This window comes from Humibacillus xanthopallidus, assembly GCF_006716675.1.
GTDB classification, from domain to species: domain Bacteria; phylum Actinomycetota; class Actinomycetes; order Actinomycetales; family Dermatophilaceae; genus Humibacillus; species Humibacillus xanthopallidus_B.
Map to the genome: position 1 here is coordinate 26325 of NZ_VFPM01000002.1, position 17979 is coordinate 44303.

20 protein-coding genes are annotated in these 17979 nt (G+C 72.0%); 11 read left to right on the forward strand and 9 right to left on the reverse strand.

Translation table 11 applies throughout. The features are described from left to right. Positions 1-114: 114 nt before the first annotated feature. Positions 115-720: an HAD family hydrolase gene (locus FBY41_RS08040; RefSeq protein ID WP_141843333.1), complete on the reverse strand. Its 606-nt coding sequence runs from the start codon at positions 718-720 to the stop codon at positions 115-117. After that, positions 717-1346 carry a hypothetical protein gene (locus FBY41_RS08045; protein ID WP_141843334.1) on the reverse strand — a complete coding sequence of 210 codons (630 nt, stop codon included), beginning with the start codon at positions 1344-1346 and terminating at the stop codon, positions 717-719. The genes FBY41_RS08040 and FBY41_RS08045 overlap by 4 nt, the downstream gene beginning before the upstream one ends. Positions 1347-1484: 138 nt before the next feature. On the opposite strand from FBY41_RS08045, the gene FBY41_RS08050 reads away from it, so the two are divergent. Further along, positions 1485-2195 carry an LppX_LprAFG lipoprotein gene (locus FBY41_RS08050; protein ID WP_141843336.1) on the forward strand — a complete coding sequence of 237 codons (711 nt, stop codon included), beginning with the start codon at positions 1485-1487 and terminating at the stop codon, positions 2193-2195. After that, a complete protein-coding gene (locus FBY41_RS08055; protein ID WP_185748971.1) occupies positions 2192-3931 on the forward strand; it encodes an MFS transporter in 1740 nt (579 codons plus the stop codon). Before FBY41_RS08050 ends, FBY41_RS08055 begins: the two co-directional genes overlap by 4 nt. 22 nt (positions 3932-3953) lie before the next feature. Here FBY41_RS08055 and FBY41_RS08060 read toward each other — a convergent pair whose 3' ends face one another. Further along, positions 3954-4745: an exodeoxyribonuclease III gene (locus tag FBY41_RS08060; RefSeq protein WP_141843339.1), complete on the reverse strand. Its 792-nt coding sequence runs from the start codon at positions 4743-4745 to the stop codon at positions 3954-3956. 52 nt (positions 4746-4797) lie between these two features. Here FBY41_RS08060 and FBY41_RS08065 point away from each other — a divergent pair, with 52 nt between their 5' ends. The 3 genes from FBY41_RS08065 to pyrE all read left to right on the forward strand — a co-directional run bounded on the left by FBY41_RS08065 (position 4798) and on the right by pyrE (position 6735). After that, positions 4798-5574, forward strand: a complete 777-nt coding sequence (locus FBY41_RS08065) for an SDR family NAD(P)-dependent oxidoreductase (protein WP_141843341.1) — start codon at positions 4798-4800, stop codon at positions 5572-5574. Positions 5575-5635: 61 nt separating this feature from the next. After that, on the forward strand, positions 5636-6070 hold the full coding sequence (locus FBY41_RS08070) for a VOC family protein (protein ID WP_141843342.1): 435 nt from the start codon (positions 5636-5638) through the stop codon (positions 6068-6070). Between the two features lie 107 nt (positions 6071-6177). Then, positions 6178-6735 (forward strand): orotate phosphoribosyltransferase, encoded by a 558-nt coding sequence (gene pyrE / locus FBY41_RS08075; RefSeq protein ID WP_141843344.1) that lies wholly within the window; start codon positions 6178-6180, stop codon positions 6733-6735. A 92-nt stretch (positions 6736-6827) separates the two neighbouring features. On the opposite strand, the gene FBY41_RS08080 is transcribed toward pyrE, so the two are convergent. Beyond that, positions 6828-8408 (reverse strand): helix-turn-helix domain-containing protein, encoded by a 1581-nt coding sequence (locus tag FBY41_RS08080; RefSeq protein ID WP_221629240.1) that lies wholly within the window; start codon positions 8406-8408, stop codon positions 6828-6830. A 256-nt stretch (positions 8409-8664) separates the two neighbouring features. On the opposite strand from FBY41_RS08080, the gene FBY41_RS08085 reads away from it, so the two are divergent. The 4 genes from FBY41_RS08085 to FBY41_RS08100 all read left to right on the forward strand — a co-directional run bounded on the left by FBY41_RS08085 (position 8665) and on the right by FBY41_RS08100 (position 12017). Continuing rightward, a complete protein-coding gene (locus FBY41_RS08085; RefSeq protein WP_141843346.1) occupies positions 8665-9732 on the forward strand; it encodes an amidohydrolase family protein in 1068 nt (355 codons plus the stop codon). 2 nt (positions 9733-9734) lie between these two features. Next, positions 9735-10577 (forward strand): iron-sulfur cluster assembly protein, encoded by an 843-nt coding sequence (locus FBY41_RS08090; protein ID WP_141843349.1) that lies wholly within the window; start codon positions 9735-9737, stop codon positions 10575-10577. Continuing rightward, a complete protein-coding gene (locus FBY41_RS08095; protein WP_221629241.1) occupies positions 10574-11608 on the forward strand; it encodes an NAD(P)-dependent alcohol dehydrogenase in 1035 nt (344 codons plus the stop codon). The genes FBY41_RS08090 and FBY41_RS08095 overlap by 4 nt, the downstream gene beginning before the upstream one ends. A gap of 82 nt (positions 11609-11690) precedes the next feature. Continuing rightward, positions 11691-12017, forward strand: coding sequence for a putative quinol monooxygenase (locus FBY41_RS08100; RefSeq protein WP_141843350.1), 327 nt, complete (start codon positions 11691-11693; stop codon positions 12015-12017). Between the two features lie 3 nt (positions 12018-12020). Here the strand turns inward: FBY41_RS08100 and FBY41_RS08105 are convergent, their stop codons facing one another. Continuing rightward, positions 12021-12314 carry a DUF1905 domain-containing protein gene (locus tag FBY41_RS08105; protein WP_141843352.1) on the reverse strand — a complete coding sequence of 98 codons (294 nt, stop codon included), beginning with the start codon at positions 12312-12314 and terminating at the stop codon, positions 12021-12023. Between the two features lie 106 nt (positions 12315-12420). On the opposite strand from FBY41_RS08105, the gene FBY41_RS08110 reads away from it, so the two are divergent. Then, entirely contained in the window at positions 12421-13146 is a 726-nt protein-coding gene (locus FBY41_RS08110) for a LemA family protein (protein ID WP_141843354.1), read from the forward strand. 84 nt (positions 13147-13230) lie between these two features. On the opposite strand, the gene FBY41_RS08115 is transcribed toward FBY41_RS08110, so the two are convergent. The 4 genes from FBY41_RS08115 to FBY41_RS08130 all read right to left on the reverse strand — a co-directional run bounded on the left by FBY41_RS08115 (position 13231) and on the right by FBY41_RS08130 (position 17107). Next, entirely contained in the window at positions 13231-14190 is a 960-nt protein-coding gene (locus FBY41_RS08115; RefSeq protein ID WP_141843356.1) for a TIGR03086 family metal-binding protein, read from the reverse strand. A 242-nt stretch (positions 14191-14432) separates the two neighbouring features. Next, on the reverse strand, positions 14433-15194 hold the full coding sequence (locus FBY41_RS08120; RefSeq protein WP_141843358.1) for a DedA family protein: 762 nt from the start codon (positions 15192-15194) through the stop codon (positions 14433-14435). Between the two features lie 348 nt (positions 15195-15542). Continuing rightward, positions 15543-16169, reverse strand: a complete 627-nt coding sequence (locus FBY41_RS08125) for a hypothetical protein (RefSeq protein WP_141843360.1) — start codon at positions 16167-16169, stop codon at positions 15543-15545. Beyond that, positions 16166-17107 (reverse strand): SPFH domain-containing protein, encoded by a 942-nt coding sequence (locus FBY41_RS08130; protein ID WP_141843362.1) that lies wholly within the window; start codon positions 17105-17107, stop codon positions 16166-16168. Before FBY41_RS08130 ends, FBY41_RS08125 begins: the two co-directional genes overlap by 4 nt. 205 nt (positions 17108-17312) lie before the next feature. Here FBY41_RS08130 and FBY41_RS08135 point away from each other — a divergent pair, with 205 nt between their 5' ends. Further along, positions 17313-17972 (forward strand): TrmH family RNA methyltransferase, encoded by a 660-nt coding sequence (locus FBY41_RS08135; protein ID WP_185749073.1) that lies wholly within the window; start codon positions 17313-17315, stop codon positions 17970-17972. Positions 17973-17979 lie beyond the last annotated feature (7 nt).

A 17979-nucleotide genomic window follows, 5' to 3' on the forward strand; every position in this document is an offset into this window, starting at 1 on the left:
CCTGGGTCGCACGTCCGCCCGACGCACGGAGGGGGCCTCGCACCAGCGAGGCCCCCTCCGTCGTATGCCGTGACCGGCTCCAGTCGGCCGGCGCCGGTGTCGTCGGTGTCGGGGTCAGCGGGCGAAGAGCTCGGCGTCCCAACCGAACTCGCGTGCGGCCCGGACGTTCTCGGCGCGGTCGTCGGTGAACCACACCTCCTCCGGGGCCACGTCACGCCCGAGGTCACCCTCGATGGCGCGGTGGGCGGCGGCATACGCCTGCTGGTCAGGCTTGGCGACGCCGAAGTCGGCGCTGTTGAGCACCCCGTCGAAGAGCCGGGTGAGCCCGAGCAGCTCGAGCTCGGCCGGCACGTAGTCGGTGCCGTTGGTGAAGACGTAGGTGCGGTGCCCGTCGGAGCGCAGCGACTCGAGTCTCTCGACGGTCTCGTCGACCACCGTGCCGCGGTGCGTGCGCCACGCCTCCATGTGCTCGCGCACGCGCGCCGGCTCCGGCACGACGTGCTCGAGCTCGGTGCAGATCGCATCGAACCACGCGTCGAAGCTGCGCCGACCGGTGATGGTCGGCAGCAGCAGCTCGCTGCGGAAGGCCGTCGCCGCGACGTGCCCTGCCGGCAGCCCGAGGGCTGCCTCGATGGCCGGGTTGGCGTCGCCCGGGGCGAAGTCCCGAACGACGCCGTCGAGGTCGAAGACGTATGCGGTGTGCTCCCTCGTCGAGGTCACGCGCGGGTGCGGCGCTCCGCCGTCGTGTCGCTGCCGTCGACGCCGTCACCCACGTCGGTCCGGTCCGTGCCGTTGTCGCGGTAGGTGCCGTCGGCACCGTCGGTGCGGTCGGTGCCGTTGTCGGTCCACGAGGCCGTGCCCTCGTGGACGTTGCCCTCGGCCCGGCCGGTGACGACGTCGGCGACCGACGGCCCCTGACGCTCGCGCCACTCCGCCTCACGGCGGGACAGCTCGGCCTCGCGGCTGCCGAGCTCCTCGTCGCGGGCGCTCAGCTGCGACTCGCGGCGTCGCAGGTCCTCGTCGCGCAGGCCGGCCTCCTCGATGCGGCGCTCGGAGTCGAGCCGGGCGGTCTCCGCCTTCTCCTCGACCTCGGCGAGCCGGGCGGCCTCCTTGTCCTCGCGACGCGCGCGTGCCCGGCGGCGGGCAGCCGACGAGAGCAGCGCCCAGCCGAGCGCGATGAGCAGCACGGCGATGGCGGCATAGGCCGCGAGCTCCAGCGGGCTCACGGTGCGCGTGAAGCCCAGGGCGGTGAGGGCGATCGTGCCGCCTGCCGCCTGCGCTCCGATGTAGGTGACCACCGCTGCTCCGGCGCCGATCAACAGGAGGATCACTCCGATGAGGGCCATGCTTGACTCCTTGGGATAGCGGGGCGGGTCACCGCCCTCTCGATACTGTCATCTGTTGCCATACCCCAAACCGGGTGTTACGGCCCATGAGCCCGGCTTGCACGGCTGCGCCTGCCGCCTGCCGTTAGCCTGACCCCCATGCGCATCCTGGGACGGCTCGCGGCCGCTGCACTGGCCGCCGTGTGCCTCATGACGACGGCGTCCTGCTCCGGCAGCGGCGACATGCCGAGCCCGACCCAGTCGACCCCGTCGGCTGCGCAGCGGCTGACAGCCGCCAAGGCAAAGGTCGACGCCGCGACCTCCGTGCACCTCGGCCTCGCGAGCAAGGACGTGCCCGAGGGGAGCAACGGCATCATCTCGGCCGACGGGTGGGGGAAGCACCCTCCGGCCTTCAAGGGCACCTTCAAGGTGCGTCTCGGCGGCATCGAGGGCGACGCCGAGATCACCTCGGTCGACGGCGCCGTCTACGCGAAGCTCCCCTTCGTCCCCGGCACCCAGAAGATCGACCCGGCCTCGCTCGGCCTGCCCGACCCCGCCACCCTCTTCTCTCCCGACGCGGGCCTGACGAGCCTCATGGCGAAGACCGTCGATCCGAAGGTCTCCGGCCAGGTGCGCGCCGGCTCCGAGGTGCTCACGATGATCACCGGCACGATCCCCGGGGCGGCCGTCGTCGACCTCTTCAAGATCGGCGACCGCAACGGCACCTTCACGGTGGCCTACGGGCTGACGGACGCGAACGAGCTGCGGCAGGTCACGCTCACCGGCCCCTTCTTCGGTGCAGGCACGTCCTCGACCTACGTCCTCACCCTCGACCAGTACGGCCAGCCCGTCACCATCACGGCCCCGTGAGCGCCACCGGCGGTCGCCTGCCCCTGCTCGCCGCGGCCTCAGCCGCCGTGGCGCTCGCCGCGGCCGACACCTACGTCGTCGTCCTCGCGCTCACCGACATGATGGCCGGCGTCGGCATCGGCATCAACGCCCTCCAGCGCGCGACGCCGATCATCTCCGGCTTCCTCCTCGGCTACATCGCCGTGCTGCCGCTCATCGGCCGCCTCTCCGACCTGCTCGACCGGCGCCGCATCCTGCTCGGGTGCCTCGTCGTCTTCGTCGTCGGCTCCGCGATCACGGCGCTCGCGGTCGAGATGCCGGTGCTCGTCACGGGCCGCGTGCTCCAGGGCATCGGCGGTGGAGGGCTCGTGCCGGCGACGCTCGCACTCGTCGCCGACCTCTGGCCCGCCGGCCGACGCGGCACCCCGCTCGGCGTCGTCGGCGCGGTGCAGGAGCTCGGCTCCGTCCTCGGGCCCGTGCTCGGAGCAGTCATCCTCGCGTGGGCGGGCTGGCGGGCCATCTTCTGGGCCAACGTCGTCGCCGGCCTGCTCCTGTATGCCGTCATCCACCTCCTCGGGTCACGTGCCCTCGGCACCGGGGCGGGCGGCATACGGCGCGCCGACGAGTCGCTCTCTCGATCGGGGGGTGGGCGAGGGCGCGGGGTGACTGTGCTCGCGTGGGTGCTCGCGCTCCTCGCCCTCGGCATCGGAGGGCTGGCCCTCGCCGCCCCCGACTCGCTCGTCACCGACGTCGCGCTCGGTGCTCCCTTCGTGCCCTTCGCCGGCGACTCGCGGGTGCTGACACCGATCGGGCTCGTCGCGCTCGTGCTGCTCGTGCTGCTCGCGGTCGTCACGGCGCCGCGCTGGTGGCCGGTGCTGCGGCGCTCCGACCTCTTCGGGGCCCTGCTCGTCGCGGTGGCGCTCGGCAGCCTCGTCCTCACCTTCGCGTCGTCCGACCCCGAGCGCGAGGTCGTGGGCCCGCTCGGCTACTCGTTGCTGCCCGTCGGCGCCGTCGCGCTGCTCGTGCTCTGGTGGTGGCACCGGCGGGCGGCGGCGCCGCTCATCCCGCGCGGGGTGCTGCACGCGCGCGGGGTGCGCTCGCTCGCCGTGAGCCTCCTCGTCGGTGCGGCCCTCGTGGCCGTCGTCGTCGACGTGCCGCTCCTCGCACGGCTCACCGACGACTACGACGCGACGGGTGCGGCGCTCGTGCTCGTGCGCTTCCTCGTCGCGGTGCCCGTCGGGGCCTTCGCCGGGGGCTGGGCGCTGCGCCGCCTGGGCGACGGAGCGGTGGCCGGCATCGGTCTCGCCCTCGCAGCGGCAGGTCTGCTCGTCATGTCGCGCTGGACCCTCGACTCGCTCGGCGAGACGGTGTCGACGACCGTCGTGCTCGTCGTCGTCGGGCTCGGCATCGGGCTCGCGCTCGCACCGGTGAACAACGCGGCGCTCGCCGACTCTCCGGCCGACGCCCACGGCGTCGCGAGCTCGCTCGTCGTCGTGGCCCGCATGGTCGGCATGGTCGTGGGCCTCGCCCTGCTCACCACGGTGGGCCTGTCGCGCTACTACGCCGCCGTGCGGCTGCTGCCTGACCCGCTCGACACCGCCGCCCTCATCGGCGCCGGCGTCGTGCAGGTGCAGACCGTCTTCCTCGGCGGTGCGCTGGCGGCGCTCGCCGGGTCGGCCGTGGCCCTCACGCTCGGCCTGCGGCGGCCCGACCGGGTCACGAGCCGCGGCGACGAGCGGCTGGTCGTCGTCCCGTAGGAGCCCCGGCGAGCAGGCGCGGTCAGTCGGCGATCTCGACGACGACGGGCGCGTGGTCGGAGGCGCCCTTGCCCTTGCGCTCCTCGCGGTCGATGGCGGCGCCGACGACCCGCTCGGCGAGCGCGGGGGAGCAGAGTGCGAAGTCGATGCGCATGCCCTGGCGCTTCGGGAAGCGCAGCTGCGTGTAGTCCCAGTAGGTGAAGGTGCCGGGCTCCGAGGTGTGGGGGCGCACGACGTCGGAGTAGCCGGCGTCGACGACGGCGGCGAAGGCGGCGCGCTCCGCGGGCGAGGTGTGGGTGCGCCCCTCGTAGTAGGCGACGCTCCAGACGTCGGCGTCGGTGGGGGCGATGTTCCAGTCGCCCATGAGGGCGATCTGCGCGGCGGGGTCGTCGGCGAGCCAGCCGCTGGCGGCCCGCTCGAGGGCCGCGAGCCACTCGAGCTTGTAGGTCAGGTGCGGGTCCTCGAGGGCGCGGCCGTTGGGGATGTAGAGCGACCAGAGGCGCACACCTCCGCAGACGGCGCCGAGGGCGCGTGCCTCTGCCGCCGCGGGCTCGCCCCAGCCGGGCATGCCGTCGAAGCCCACCTGCACGTCGGACAGGCCCACCCGTGATGCGACGGCGACGCCGTTCCACTGGCTGAGCCCGTGGTGGGCCACCTCGTAGCCGAGCGCCTCGAAGCGGTCGAAGGGGAACTGGTCCTCGCGAGCCTTGGTCTCCTGGAGGGCGATCGCGTCGACCTCGTTGCGTTCGAGCCAGGCCGTGACCCGGTCGATGCGGGACCGGATCGAGTTGACGTTCCACGTGGCGATGCGCACAGTCGGTCACCCTAGACCGCCGCCCCGACACCGTGTGCCTAGGGTGACACCCATGGCTGCTGAGCGAACCCCTCGACCCACCGCACTCGTCACCGGTGCGAGCGCCGGCATCGGTCGCGAGTTCGCGGTCCAGCTCGCCGCGCGCGGGCACGACCTCGTGCTCGTCGCACGGGACCGCGCGCGGCTCGACGCCCTCGCCGCCGAGCTGACGAGCAGGTATGCCGTCTCCGCAGAGGTGCTCGTCGCCGACCTCTCCGACCGGTCCGCCGTGCAGACGGTCGCGGACCGGCTCGCCGACCCGGCGCGTCCCGTAGACGTCCACGTCAACAACGCCGGCTACGGCCAGCGGCGCAGCTTCCTGCGCAACGACCTCGCCGCCGAGGAGGCGGCCTTCGACGTGCTGACCCGGGCCGTGCTCGTGCTCTCCCACGCAGCCGGGGTCGCGATGCGCGACCGCGGCCGGGGCCAGATCATCAACGTCTCGTCGGTGGCAGGGTTCATCGCCTCGGGCTCCTACTCGGCGGCCAAGGCCTGGGTGACGACGTTCAGCGAGGGCCTCGCGAGCGAGCTCGAGGGCACCGGCGTCACCGTGACAGCCCTGTGCCCGGGCTTCACCAACACGGAGTTCCAGCAGCGTGCGGGCATCGGCAAGCCGGGGCCCGACTTCCTGTGGCTCGACCCGTCGCGGCTCGTCGGTGACTGCCTCGACGACGTCGCCAAGGGTCGGGTCGTCTCGGTGCCGGGGCTGCAGTACAAGGCGATGGTCGGTCTCCTGCGGGTCGTTCCCCGGTCGGTCATCCGGCGCCGGGCCCGCCTCGTGCGTCGCTGAGACTCCTGCGCGCCCGGACATCGGGCGACCACTGTCGGGAGGTACTCCTAGGGTGTGAGCCATGGCGACGGTGAGGCAGGTTCAGGTCACGTTCGACTGCGCAGAGCCCGAGCGGGTCGCTCGGTTCTGGTGCGAGGTGCTCGGCTACGTCGTGCCGCCACCGCCGCCGGGCTTCGCGAGCTGGCACGACTTCGACCGCTCGCTGCCACCGCAGCACCAGGGCTCGGCGTTCGCGTGCGTCGACCCGACCGGAGCGGGGCCGCGGCTGTTCTTCCAGCGCGTGCCCGAGGGCAAGGTCGTCAAGAACCGCGTGCACCTCGACGTCCGCGTCGGCACCGGACTCGTCGGGCAGGAGCGACTGGACGCCCTCGAGGCCGAGTGCGCACGGCTCGTCGCCCTGGGTGCGGTGCGCGGGCCGCTCCTGCTCGCCGACGGCCACAACGAGTCCTGCCAGGTGATGCAGGACGTCGAGGGCAACGAGTTCTGCCTCGACTGACAGCCGTCGCCCGCCTCTCGGGCGGCGGCCGCGTCTCGGGCGGCGACCGCGCCCGTGGGGCGGGCACGCGCTGAGGGCGGCCGCCACTCGCCCTACCATTGAGCCTCGTGACTGACACCGCCGCCGCCCGCGCCCGCCTCCTCGAGATCATCCGGGAGAAGGCGATCGTCCACGGTCGCGTCACCCTGAGCTCCGGCAAGGAGGCCGACTACTACGTCGACCTGCGCCGCATCACGCTCGACGGAGAGGCCGCGCCGCTCGTCGGGATCGTCATGCGCGACCTCACCAAGGACCTCGACTACGAGGCCGTCGGCGGCCTCACACTCGGAGCCGACCCCGTCGCGACCTCGATGCTGCACGCCGCGGCGGCCGCCGGCGAGCGGCTCGACGCCTTCGTCGTGCGCAAGGCCGGCAAGGCCCACGGGCTGCAGCAGCGCATCGAGGGACCGTCGATCACCGGCCGCCGTGTCGTCATCGTCGAGGACACGACGACGACCGGTGCGTCGCCACTGGCCGCCGTCGAGGCGGCCCGCGAGGACGGCGCCACCGTCGTTGCCGTCGCGACCATCGCCGACCGGGCGACCGGGGCCGGCGAGCGCATCAGCGAGGAGGCCGGCGTCGCCTACCTGCACGCCTACTCGCTCGAGGAGCTGGGACTCGGCTGACACCCACCCACCGACAGAGCGCCTACTGCGGTCTCGAGCGGGTGAGCGCGCTGCCCATGGTCCGACGGACTGCTCTCTCGATTGGCGGGTGATCAGAGGCGGGGCACGTGGAGGTCGTACTGCGCGATCTTGCGATAGATCGTCGAGCGGCTCATGCCGAGGTCACGCGCGGCCTCCTTCATCGTCGCCCCCGGCCGGGTCAGCGCCCGCACGATCTCCTCGCGCTCGAACGCCTCGATGCGGGTGAGGCGCCGGTGCGAGCCGCTCAGCACCTCGCTCGGCAGGTGCCGGGCATCGACGACGTCGGTGCGGGTCGCCGCCTGGCGCACCGCGTGCACGAGCTGCTCGACGTTGCCGGGCCAGCCGTGGTCGGTGAGGGCTCGCTGCGCCGCAGGCGTGAACTCGATCTCGCGCCCGCGCACCCGTCGCGCGACATGGGCGGCGAGCGGCAGCACGTCGGCCGGGCGCTCGCGCAGCGGTGGCACCTCGACGACGGTGCCGACGAGCGCTCGCACCGCAGGCGGTATGCCGTCGAAGTGCCGCGCGGTCACCGCGCCACCGCACGTGGCGAGGTCTGGGCCGGCAAGGATCGAGGGGGCGAGGCTCGAGGGAGCGAGGCACGAGGAGGCCGTCCGGGGTGTGACGTCGGCAGGGCTGCCTCCGGTGCCAGCAGGCGTGACGTCGGCGACGGCATACGTCGATCGGCTGACGCGGCCGAGCACCTGGCCCACCTCATCGCCCGCCCACGCGGGCAGCTCGTCGACATCGCACGCGATGGCCGAGGTGCTGGGCTTGCCCACCTCCGGGGTCCAGAGCGAGAGCCAGGCAGCGACGTCCTGCGGGGCCGGGAGCCCGGCGCTGAGGATGCGGTCGCGAGGGCGGGCGGCGCGCAGTGCCTGCGCGAGCAGCGTGGCGCGCCCCGACCCCGGCTCCCCGACGGCGGCGACGAGACGACCCGCCGCCAGGGCGCTCGCAGCCGCGTCGACCGCCTCGCGCCAGGCGGGGGAGAGGTCGTGCAGCGTGCCCGAGCCCGGCTCGAGATGCGCCGCCTCGACGCGATAGACCTCGCCCCGGGGCGCCGCCCGCGGCCGCAGGCCACGTGAGCGGGCGAGCATGAGGGCCGTCGTCGTGCTCGCCGCCGACTGGGCCAGCGCGAGGAGCAGGTCACCTCGGTCGCGCGACCACGTCGTGATGTTGACGCTGCCCTCGAGCCGTCCGGTCGTGGGGTCGAGCACCGGCACGGCGGCGCACGTGTAGCCGCAGAGGCTCAGGCTGTAGTGCTCCTCGGCGCGCACGAGCGCCGGCACTCGGTCAGCGAGCGCGAGGCCGAGCCCGTTGGTGCCCGCCTCGCGCTCGGAGAAGGCGAACCCCGGCGCCAGGTGGACCGCGTCGAGGGCCCGCAGCAGCGACGTGTCGCCGCTCAGCCGGTTGAGCACGAGACCGTCCGCGTCCGTGAGCATGAGGCTGATCGGCTCGTCCGCGAGGGTGCGGTGCAGGCTCGTCAGCACCTCGTGGCCGCACTGGAAGAAGAGCGAGTCGCGTGGCTCGGGCGCCCCGGAGAAGACCGGGGTCACCGACTCGAGCGGCACGCCGTAGTCCTCGCTGCGGCGCCACGACGCGAGGAGCCGCTCGTCCACGGGCGCCGAGACGGACGTGCCCGGGTCTCCCGGCACACCGCCTGTCCCGCCCTCGCGGGCGCCGCGTCGTCCTCCGGCACCATCGCCGCCTCCTGCCCGAGCCGTTGCTCGACCCCGCCGACCTCGAGCGCTGTCTCGGTCGTTCGGTTCGGCCTCGATCCGACGCTACCTCCGGGCTGGGCATCCGTCTCGGTCGCTGCGTCTCAAATTGGGACACCGTGCGTCTGTCCGGCTCGGCGCACGGTGCCTACGGTCGTGGAGAGGTCAACGACGACATCACCGAGGAGACAGCATGTACAGCAAGGACGGCGAGAACTACTTCATCGTCGACGCGCACGTCGCGTTGTGGGACGCCCGCCCCGAGAACCAGCGCAACATCCACGGCAAGCAGTTCATCGACTGCTTCTACGACTACCACCGCAACCTCAGCCCCGAGTCCGAGGTCTGGACCTACGAGGAGTACCTCTACCAGGGCGGGGAGCGCCTCAAGAAGGACCTCTTCGAGGACGGCTACGTCGACCACGCGATCTTCCAGCCGGCACACCTCGGCGAGTTCTACGTGCGCGGCTTCGGGCAGACCGAGGAGGCCTCGCAGCTCGCGAAGGCCGACCCGGCCCGCCTCACGTACAACCACCACTTCGACCCCCGCAACGGCGAGCAGGGCCTCGACCAGCTGCGTGCGGACGTCGAGCGGCTCGGCTTCAAGGGCGTCAAGCTCTACACGGCCGAGTGGCACGGCGAGAGCCGCGGCTGGAAGCTCGACGACCCGTGGGCCTACCGCTACTTCGAGGCCTGCCGAGAGCTCGGCGTGACGAACATCCACGTCCACAAGGGTCCGACGATCCGGCCGCTCGACCGCGACGCCTTCGACGTCGCCGACATCGACCACGTCGCGAGCGACTTCACCGACCTCAACTTCATCGTCGAGCACGTCGGCCTGCCGCGCCTCGAGGACTTCTGCTGGATCGCCACCCAGGAGCCGAACGTCCACGGCGGTCTCGCCGTTGCGATGCCCTTCATCCACACCCGCCCGCGCTACTTCGCTCAGATCATCGGCGAGCTGCTCTACTGGATCGGCGAGGACCGCATCCAGTTCTCCAGCGACTACGCCATCTGGACGCCGAAGTGGCTCATCGAGAAGTTCGTCGACTTCCAGATCCCCGAGGACATGACGGAGTACGCGCCGCTCACGGTCGCCCAGAAGAAGAAGATCCTCGGGCTCAACGCGGCGAAGATGTACGGCATCGACGTGCCCGCCGAGCTGCAGCTGCCCGACGCCGACGAGACGGCCACCGGACCGCGCGGTGCCGACGACACGGCCGAGCGGGCGCAGGACCCGACGGCCCTGGCCGGGGTCTGACGATGGGTCTCGCACCCCTGCGGGCCGCGCCCGACATCGAGGCGCTGACGGCGGCATACGTCGCGCTCTCGACGGTGATCGACCCCGAGCTCGACGAGCCGATCACCGACCTCGGCTTCGTGCGCTCGCTCGAGGTCGTCGGCGACGACGTCGTCGCGCACCTGCGTCTGCCGACCTCGTTCTGCGCGCCGAACTTCGCCTACCTCATGGCCTCGGATGCGAAGGACGCGCTCTCGGCGCTGCCCTGGGCTCGTCACGTCGTCGTCGAGCTCGACGACCACCACGACAGCGACCTCATCAACGCCGGGCTCGCGGCCGACGCCGGCTACCGGGGCACGTTCCGCCACGAGGCCGAGCAGGACCTCGACGAGCTGCGCGTGACCTTCCAGCGCAAGGCCCACACCGCGGCGATGGAGCGCTGCCTGACGGCGCTGCTGCGGGCCGAGCCCGGCCGCGCGGTCGAGGACCTCGGCTCGGTGACGCTGGGCGACCTGCCGGCCGACGACCGCACGGCGGCGTTGCGCCGGCGCCGCTCGGCCATCGGTCTGCCCGACGAGGACAGCGCCGCCGTGCTCGTCGACCACGAGGGTCGGGGGTATGCCGTCCGCGACGTGCCGCTCGCCCTGCGGCGGGCGCGCTCGACCCGCATCTCCATCGACGGCAACGCGCACTTCTGCCGTGGCCTGCTCCGCACCCGCTACCCCGGCTCGGAGCGCGACCAGGTGCAGCGGCCCGAAGGGGCCGAGGCTGCGGACGCCGCGTACGCCGCGGATCTGCCTGAGCCTCAAGGTCGTCCGGCTCTGACGTTCATCCCCATCTCTCAGCTGAAGGAGCACCACTCATGAGCACCATGCGCGCCGTCCAGGTCGTCGGCTACCACCAGGACCTCGAGATGAAGGAGGTGCCGGTTCCCGAGGTCACGGGGGCGTTCGACGTCGTCGTCAAGATCGGTGGTGCGGGCGTCTGCCGCACCGACCTGCACATCCTCGAGGGCCAGTGGGCCGAGAAGTCCAACGTCGCGCTGCCCTACACGATCGGTCACGAGAACGCCGGCTGGGTGCACGCCGTCGGGAGCGAGGTGACCAACGTCAAGGAGGGCGACAAGGTCATCGTCCACCCGCTCATCACGTGCGGGCTGTGCCGCGCCTGCCGCTCCGGCGACGACGTGCACTGCGAGAGCAACCAGTTCCCCGGCATCGACACCAACGGGGGGTATGCCGAGTACCTCCGCACATCGGCCCGCAGCGTCGTGCGCATCGACGACTCCCTCGAGCCCAAGGACGTCGCGGCCCTCGCGGACGCCGGCCTCACGGCATACCACGCGGCGGCGAAGGCCGCCCGGAGGCTGACGCCGCGTGACCGCGTCGTCGTCATCGGAGCAGGAGGCTTGGGGCACATCGGGATCCAGGTGCTCAAGGCGCTGACCCCGGCGGAGATCATCGTCGTCGACCGCAACCCCGACGCGCTGAAGCTCGCCCTGTCGATCGGCGCCGACCACGGTGTCGTCGGCGACGGCAACCAGGTGCAGGAGGTGCTCGAGCTCACCGGCGGCCACGGCGCCGAGGTCGTCGTCGACTTCGTCGGCGAGGGCGGCGCGACCGCCGAGGGTGTCGCGATGCTGCGCCGGGCGGGTGACTACCACGTCGTCGGCTACGGCGAGAACATCAACGTGCCGACCATCGACATCGTCTCGACCGAGATCAACTTCATCGGCAACCTCGTCGGCTCCTACAACGACCTCCAGTCGCTCATGGTGCTCGCCGCTCGTGGACACGTGAAGCTGCACACCCAGACGTACGCGCTCGACGACTTCCAGAAGGCGATCACCGACCTCGACGCCGGTAACGTCAGGGGCCGGGCGATCCTCGTCCCCTGAGCGAGGCCGACGGCGCCCGTCAGACGCCGGACCCGACTCCCTTGTCCTGCACGACTTCTCGTCACACCATCAGGAGAGTTCCTTGATCTTCATCACCGCGAAGTTCCCCGTGAAGCCCGAGCACGCCGACGACTGGCCCGAGATCTCACGGTCCTTCACCGAGGCGACCCGGGCCGAGGAGGGCTGCCTCTGGTTCGACTGGTCGCGCAGCCTCGACGACCCCAACGAGTACGTCCTCGTCGAGGCCTTCCGCGACGACGCGGCCGGTGGTGCGCACGTGCAGAGCGCGCACTTCACCGCCGCGACGCAGGAGTTGCCCGCCTACCTGTCGGCGACGCCGCGCATCGTCAACACGACGGTGCCCGGCACGGAGTGGTCGGAGCTCGGCGAGCTCGCCGTGCGCGACTGACGGCTACTCGAGGACCTCGAGGACGACGGCCGCAGGGTCGCCCTCCTCGAGGTCCTCGGCACGTCGGACGGCCTTCTTGACCGGCAGGACGTAGGCGCCGCGCGTGCTGTCGGGGAAGACCGAGGTCTGCCACGTCGTGGAGCCGATCGTCGCCCGGACCCGCACCGAGCCGAAGCCGCGCGGCGGTCGGGGGCGCTCCCGGATGAGGGCGGACTCCTCGGCGGGAACCGTGACGAAGAACCAGGCCTCCTGCGCCTCCCAGCGCCAGAGGTCGGCCGAGAAGCGGCACGTCGTCATGGACAAAGGGTAGGACGGTGCACCGACACCCCTCGGACGCGCGGGTCCGCCACTAGGATCGGCAGGGCGGTCACGGTGGCCGCTCGCCTCGCCCTCGGGAGTTCGCATGCTCATCGTCTGGATCCTGCTCGGCCTCGTCCTGCTCGCCGCGGTCGTCGGGGTCGTCATGTACAACGGCCTCATCGGGCTGCGCAACAAGGTCGAGGAGGGCTGGCGCCAGATCGACGTCGAGCTGAAGCGTCGCCACGACCTCATCCCCAACCTCGTCGAGACGGTCAAGGGCTACGCGTCGCACGAGCGGGGAACGCTCGAGGAGGTCATGCAGGCGAGGTCGGCCGCGATGAGCGGGGCCTCGACGCCCGCCGCGGCCGCCGCCACCGAGGGGCAGTTGAGCCAGGCGCTGGGCCGGCTCATGGCTGTCGCCGAGGCCTACCCCGACCTCAAGGCCAACCAGAACTTCCTCGCCCTGCAGCAGGAGCTGTCGAGCACCGAGGACCGCATCGCGAGCTCGCGCCGCTACTACAACGCCCTGGTGCGCGACCTCAACACGAAGGTCGAGAGCGTGCCGTCCAACATGGTCGCGGGCATCGCCAAGGTGCAGCGCGCCGAGTACTTCGAGACCCCCGCCACCGAGGCCGTGGCCCCGAGCATCTCGTTCGGCGCCAACGGTCCTGCCGGCGGCGCCCCGACCATTGCCCCGTCGACCCAGCCGGGGGCCGTCGGCGGCGCCTCGACGCAGCCGGGCGCCGCGCCGGGAGCGCTGCCGCAGGCCCAGGCTCCGGGCGGGTCGACGCCCGACCCGACGACCGACTCGGGCACGCCGAACGCGTAGTCAGGCACGCTGAACGTGTGGTCAGGCACGCTGAACGTGTGGTCAGGGCGCACCGCGGCGGTGGGAGGGCGTCGCCGCGGCGGCCTAGCCCTTGACGTAGGAGAGCTTCTCGCTGACCTTGCCCTCCTGCAGCCGCACGACGTCGACGCCGCGCACGTGCCCCGGTGACCCGTCCGGCGCGACCCAGTCGAAGCGCCACCGCAGCACCCCGCGATCCCCGGCCACGAAGGACTCCTCCTCGGTGAAGGCGGGGCTGCCGGTCTCGGTGAAGAGCGACTCCCAGACCTTCCGAACCGCCGAGGCGCCGACATGGCGCACCCCGTCGGGAGCCGGCCCGGTCGCCTCGAAGACGCAGTCGTCGGTCATCAGGGCCATGATCGCGTCGACGTCTCCCCGACCGAAGGCCGCGATGAAGTCGGAGAAGGCCGCGTGGGCGCCGCTCCAGGCGGCATCGCGCCCGAAGCGAGCGAGCAGGTCGGCCCGTGGGTCTCCCGTCATGAAGCCGCGGGGCCCGATGGCGCCACCGTCGCGGTAGAGGGACTCGCGGCCGTCGAACCACGCCGACACCGCCTCGACGAGGACCGGGTCGAGGGTCCGGTCGCCGCCGGTGGCGGCAGCGAGGTCCCAGCCGTGCACGAGGTGGTCGGCGATGAGCTGGCGCACGTACTCGTCGGCCGACTCCTCGCCGTAGGAGAGGTGCACGGTGCCCGCGGACTTCAGCGCACCCGACGCATCGATCGCCTCGTGCCCGGCCGCCCGGCCCGCCGTCTTCGGGTGCGCCCCGAGGACGTCTCCGTCGAAGCGGTCTCCGACCTCCTCGATCGTCGAGCCGGAGAGGAGCGGCACGGTCCACAGGTCCTCGCCGACGACGTGGTTGACGAGGTCCCGCACCGACCACCCGCGGCACGGGGTCGGGTCGTCCCATGCATCGTCGGGCACGGCCGCGAGCGTCGCCAGCCACCCCTCGACGGAGCGCCGGTGTAGGCTCGCGGTGTCGAGCGCGCCCTGCGTGGCCGGCCCTCCCGGAGACGTCGTCCGAGCCATCGTGACCTCCGATCCACCCCCGGTACTTTTCCTGCCGTTCCAGTGTGCGCCGGTCGGGGGGCGCGGGGAGGGCAATCCGGCGAAGCCGACCGGACGGCATACGGCACAGGGCCCGATCCGCGGGGATCGGGCCCTGTGAGCCAGTCAGGGGCAGCCAGTCAGGGGCAGCCGGTCAGGGGCAGCCGGTCAGGGGCAGCCGGTCAGGGGCAGCCGGTCAGGGGCAGCCGGTCAGAGGCAGCCGGTCAGCGGCGGTCGCCGCGCCCCGGGTCGCCGACGCTCTCGGCGGGAAGGACCCCGCCGTCCGCGGGGTCGATGATGTCCTCGGCGGCCTCGCCGAGCTCCTCGACGATGGCGTTCGCCTGGCGCCGGTGCTTGAGGTACTCGAAGAGCATCGGCAGGACCGACACGGCCACGATGAGCAGCACGGCGATCTCGAGCTTGTCGGACAGCCACGGGAAGGCCGCCCCGAGGAAGTAGCCGAGCAGGGTCAGGCTGGTGACCCAGAGCACCGCGCCGACCGCGCTCCACGTGAAGAAGCGGCGGCGGTCCATGCGGCTGACGCCCGCGACGACCGTGATGAAGGTGCGCACGATCGGCACGAAGCGGCCGATGACGAGGGCCTTGTTGCCGTGCTTGTCGAAGAAGGCGGTCGTCTCGTCGAAGTACTTCTTCTTGAGGATGCGCCCGTCACGCTGGTAGAGCGGCGTGCCGATGGCCCGGCCGATCTCGTAGCCCACGACGTTGCCGAGGAAGGCGGCGGCGCACAGCCCCACGATCGCGACGACGAGGTTGATGTGGATCTGGCCCGTGGCGATGAACAGGCCCACCGCGAAGAGGAGGGAGTCGCCGGGCAGGATGGGGAAGAGCAGCCCGCACTCGATGAACACGATGGCGATGGCGATCCAGAAGAAGGCCGCGCCGTACTGCTCGAGCAGATACGTGGGGTCCATCCACTTGGGGCCGAGGGCTGGGGCGGCAGCCGACAGGGCGGCGAGTGCATGCATGATCAACAGGGTAAGCGGTGCGGCCCGCTCAGCCGGAATCGTCCGCACGGCCCACAGCGAGGTCTCAGGTTCGTATCGGAACCGACGAGATGGTTCCAAACGGTGCAGGTCGCCCCTCACGATGGTCGTGGGAGCACGGGGGGAGGACCGACCCGGCTCCGGTCTCGGGGACGCGACCTCGGTCGCGACGCAGCCGGCCTCCCCCCACCATCCCGGCCGTATTAAGCCATGTCAGTAGCGCGCGCACGTCCCACGCACGACTGACGGGTCTGGCGAGACGGCATACCGCAGGCTCGCAGACTGTGCACGTCGACAGCCCGGCTCTAGCGCCTCGTCAGCCGAGCCCGCTCACGCGACCGGCAGGTCCGCGAGGTTGACGGCTGCGACCCCGAGGCTTGCGATGGCGGCGAGGACGAGCAGCACCCGTGCGGGTCGCCACATGAAGCTCGAGGTCACCCCGGAGAAGAAGAGTGCGACCGCGAGCAGGATGGTGGTGATGACGTAGCTGTGCTGGATGTCTCCCGCCCGGAGCGCCTGCGCGGTGGCGGCATCGGCCTTGGCGGTGGCGGCTCGGTAGGGGCCGAACTGGGCGTTCATGTAGCTCGTGTCGTCGATGAGCCGCGTCGGGATGCTGCCGGCCTTGATCATCGTCTCCCAGCGGTCGATGACCGGTAGCAGCTCCTCCCGGATGAGCGTCTCTCGGTAGAACGTGGCGAGCTTCGTGTTGCCGGCCTGCACCGCCTGGGCGTACTGCGCGATCATGCTGCTGTCGTAGGAGGCCTTCTGGGTGGCGAGCCCGAAGAGCCGGCTCGCCTCGACCCGGGCGTCCGTCGAGGCGGTCATCGCGCTGGCCTGGACGCCGTTCCACTGGGTCGCCTGGTAGCCGCACCACGCGGTGCCGACCGTGGCGATGCCGAGCACGAACACCGCGACGAGCTCGATGAGCCGATCGATGCCGGTGAACTCGCGTTTCATGGCATTCCAGTCGCTGTCGAGGTGTCGTCGGCCGCGGTCTGGTCGGTGGTGGTCTGGTCGGTGGTGGCCGGGTCATTGGTGGGGGTGTCCTCGCGGACCGTCAGGCCGAGCCTGCCGGGGCCGTAGCCCGGGCGTCGGCGGCCGAGCTGCACACCGTCCGAGCGCTGGACGAGCTCGCGCCACAGGTCGGTCTCGCGGTAGCGCCAGGCGCCCTCACGCAGGCTCGTGATCTGCCGCTCCAGCTCCCCGTCGTTCCGGGCCTGGGCGAGGCGCGTGGCCGCCTCCGCCTCTTCGAGGGCGAGCTCGAAGCGGGCCCGCACGGTGGCCTGGATGACCTCGCCCGTGCGACCGAGGTCGACCGGACCGAGGACGAAGCCGGCGACCCGAAGGCCGTGCTCCTCGAGCGCAGCCGTGACGGCGGCCGCGAGCCGGGCCTCGGTCTCGGTCCGCTCGCTGCCGAAGAGGCTCGCGACGGTGACCTCGGGGTCGCTGAGCGAGCGGCTGATCGCCCGCGCGCTCTCGTCGCGCACGAGACCGTTGATGCCCTGCGGGCCGAAGCGCTCGTGGACCGTGCGCAGCTGCTCGGGGATGATCGCGTAGCGCACGGTGTAGGACACGTCGGCGCGGGCGCGGTCGCCCAGTGCGCAGCTGAGGCTCGGGCCGGAGCGGTCGAGCTCCGAGCTGGCCGTCGAGGCGCCCTCACCGGCGCGGTAGGCCATCTCGACGGAGGGATACTCCACGATCATGAACCGGCGCACGAGTGGCACCCAGTGGCGGCCCGGCGCCAGGGTGTGGTCGGTCGCCTTGCCGTTCTTCACGACCAGACCGAGGGAGCCCGCGGGCACCGTGGTGAAGCCCGCCGCGAGGACGACCCACACGACGACCCCGATGATCGGGGCGAGCAGCACGAGCAGGATGACGATCGCGGCAGTGCTCATGACGTGCCCCCCACAGCGGTCGGCGTGGTCGTCTCGGTCGTGGGTCGCATGGCAGTTCTCCTGTCACGGCCTGGCCGGTGCGGGCGGCATCTCCCCGGCTCCGGCCCGGTCGCTAGTCTTTCGGGCAGTCCGACATCAGGTCCAGCGTGGACCGGAAGGGGATGCGTTGGCATCGTACGAACGGGGTGAGACCGGTGCCGGTGGCGTGGACAGCGTCGGCGGTGTCGGCGGTGTCGGCGGTGTCGGCGGCAGCGTGGCCGACGTGGGCGTCGGGCCCTGGGTCGGCGAGTGGCCGTCAGGGGCGCACTGGGATCTTGACCTGCTGCGCGAGGGCGACCGGCGCAACGTCGTCGACGCCTACCGCTACTGGCGGCACGAGGCGATCGTCGCCGACCTCGACACGCGCCGCCACGACTTCCACGTCGCGGTCGAGAACTGGGGCCACGACTTCAACATCGGCTCGGTGATCCGCACGGCCAACGCGATGGGGGCCCGGGCCTTCCACATCGTCGGCCGGCGGCGGTGGAACCGTCGGGGCGCCATGGTGACCGACCGCTACCAGCACGAGCACCACCACCGCGATGCTGCGGGGCTCGCGTCGTGGGCGCGAGACGCAGGGTTGGCGCTCGTCGGCATCGACAACCTGCCGGGCTCGCTGCCGCTCGAGACCCACGACCTGCCCCGGGAGTGTGTGCTCGTCTTCGGCCAGGAGGGGCCGGGCCTGTCCGAGCAGATGCGGGCCGAGTGCGACGTCGTGCTGCACATCGAGCAGTTCGGCTCGACCCGCTCGATCAACGCCGGAGCTGCAGCGGCCATCGCGATGCACGCGTGGGTGCGGCGCCACGTCTTCGACCAGCGGCCCTGACCGACTG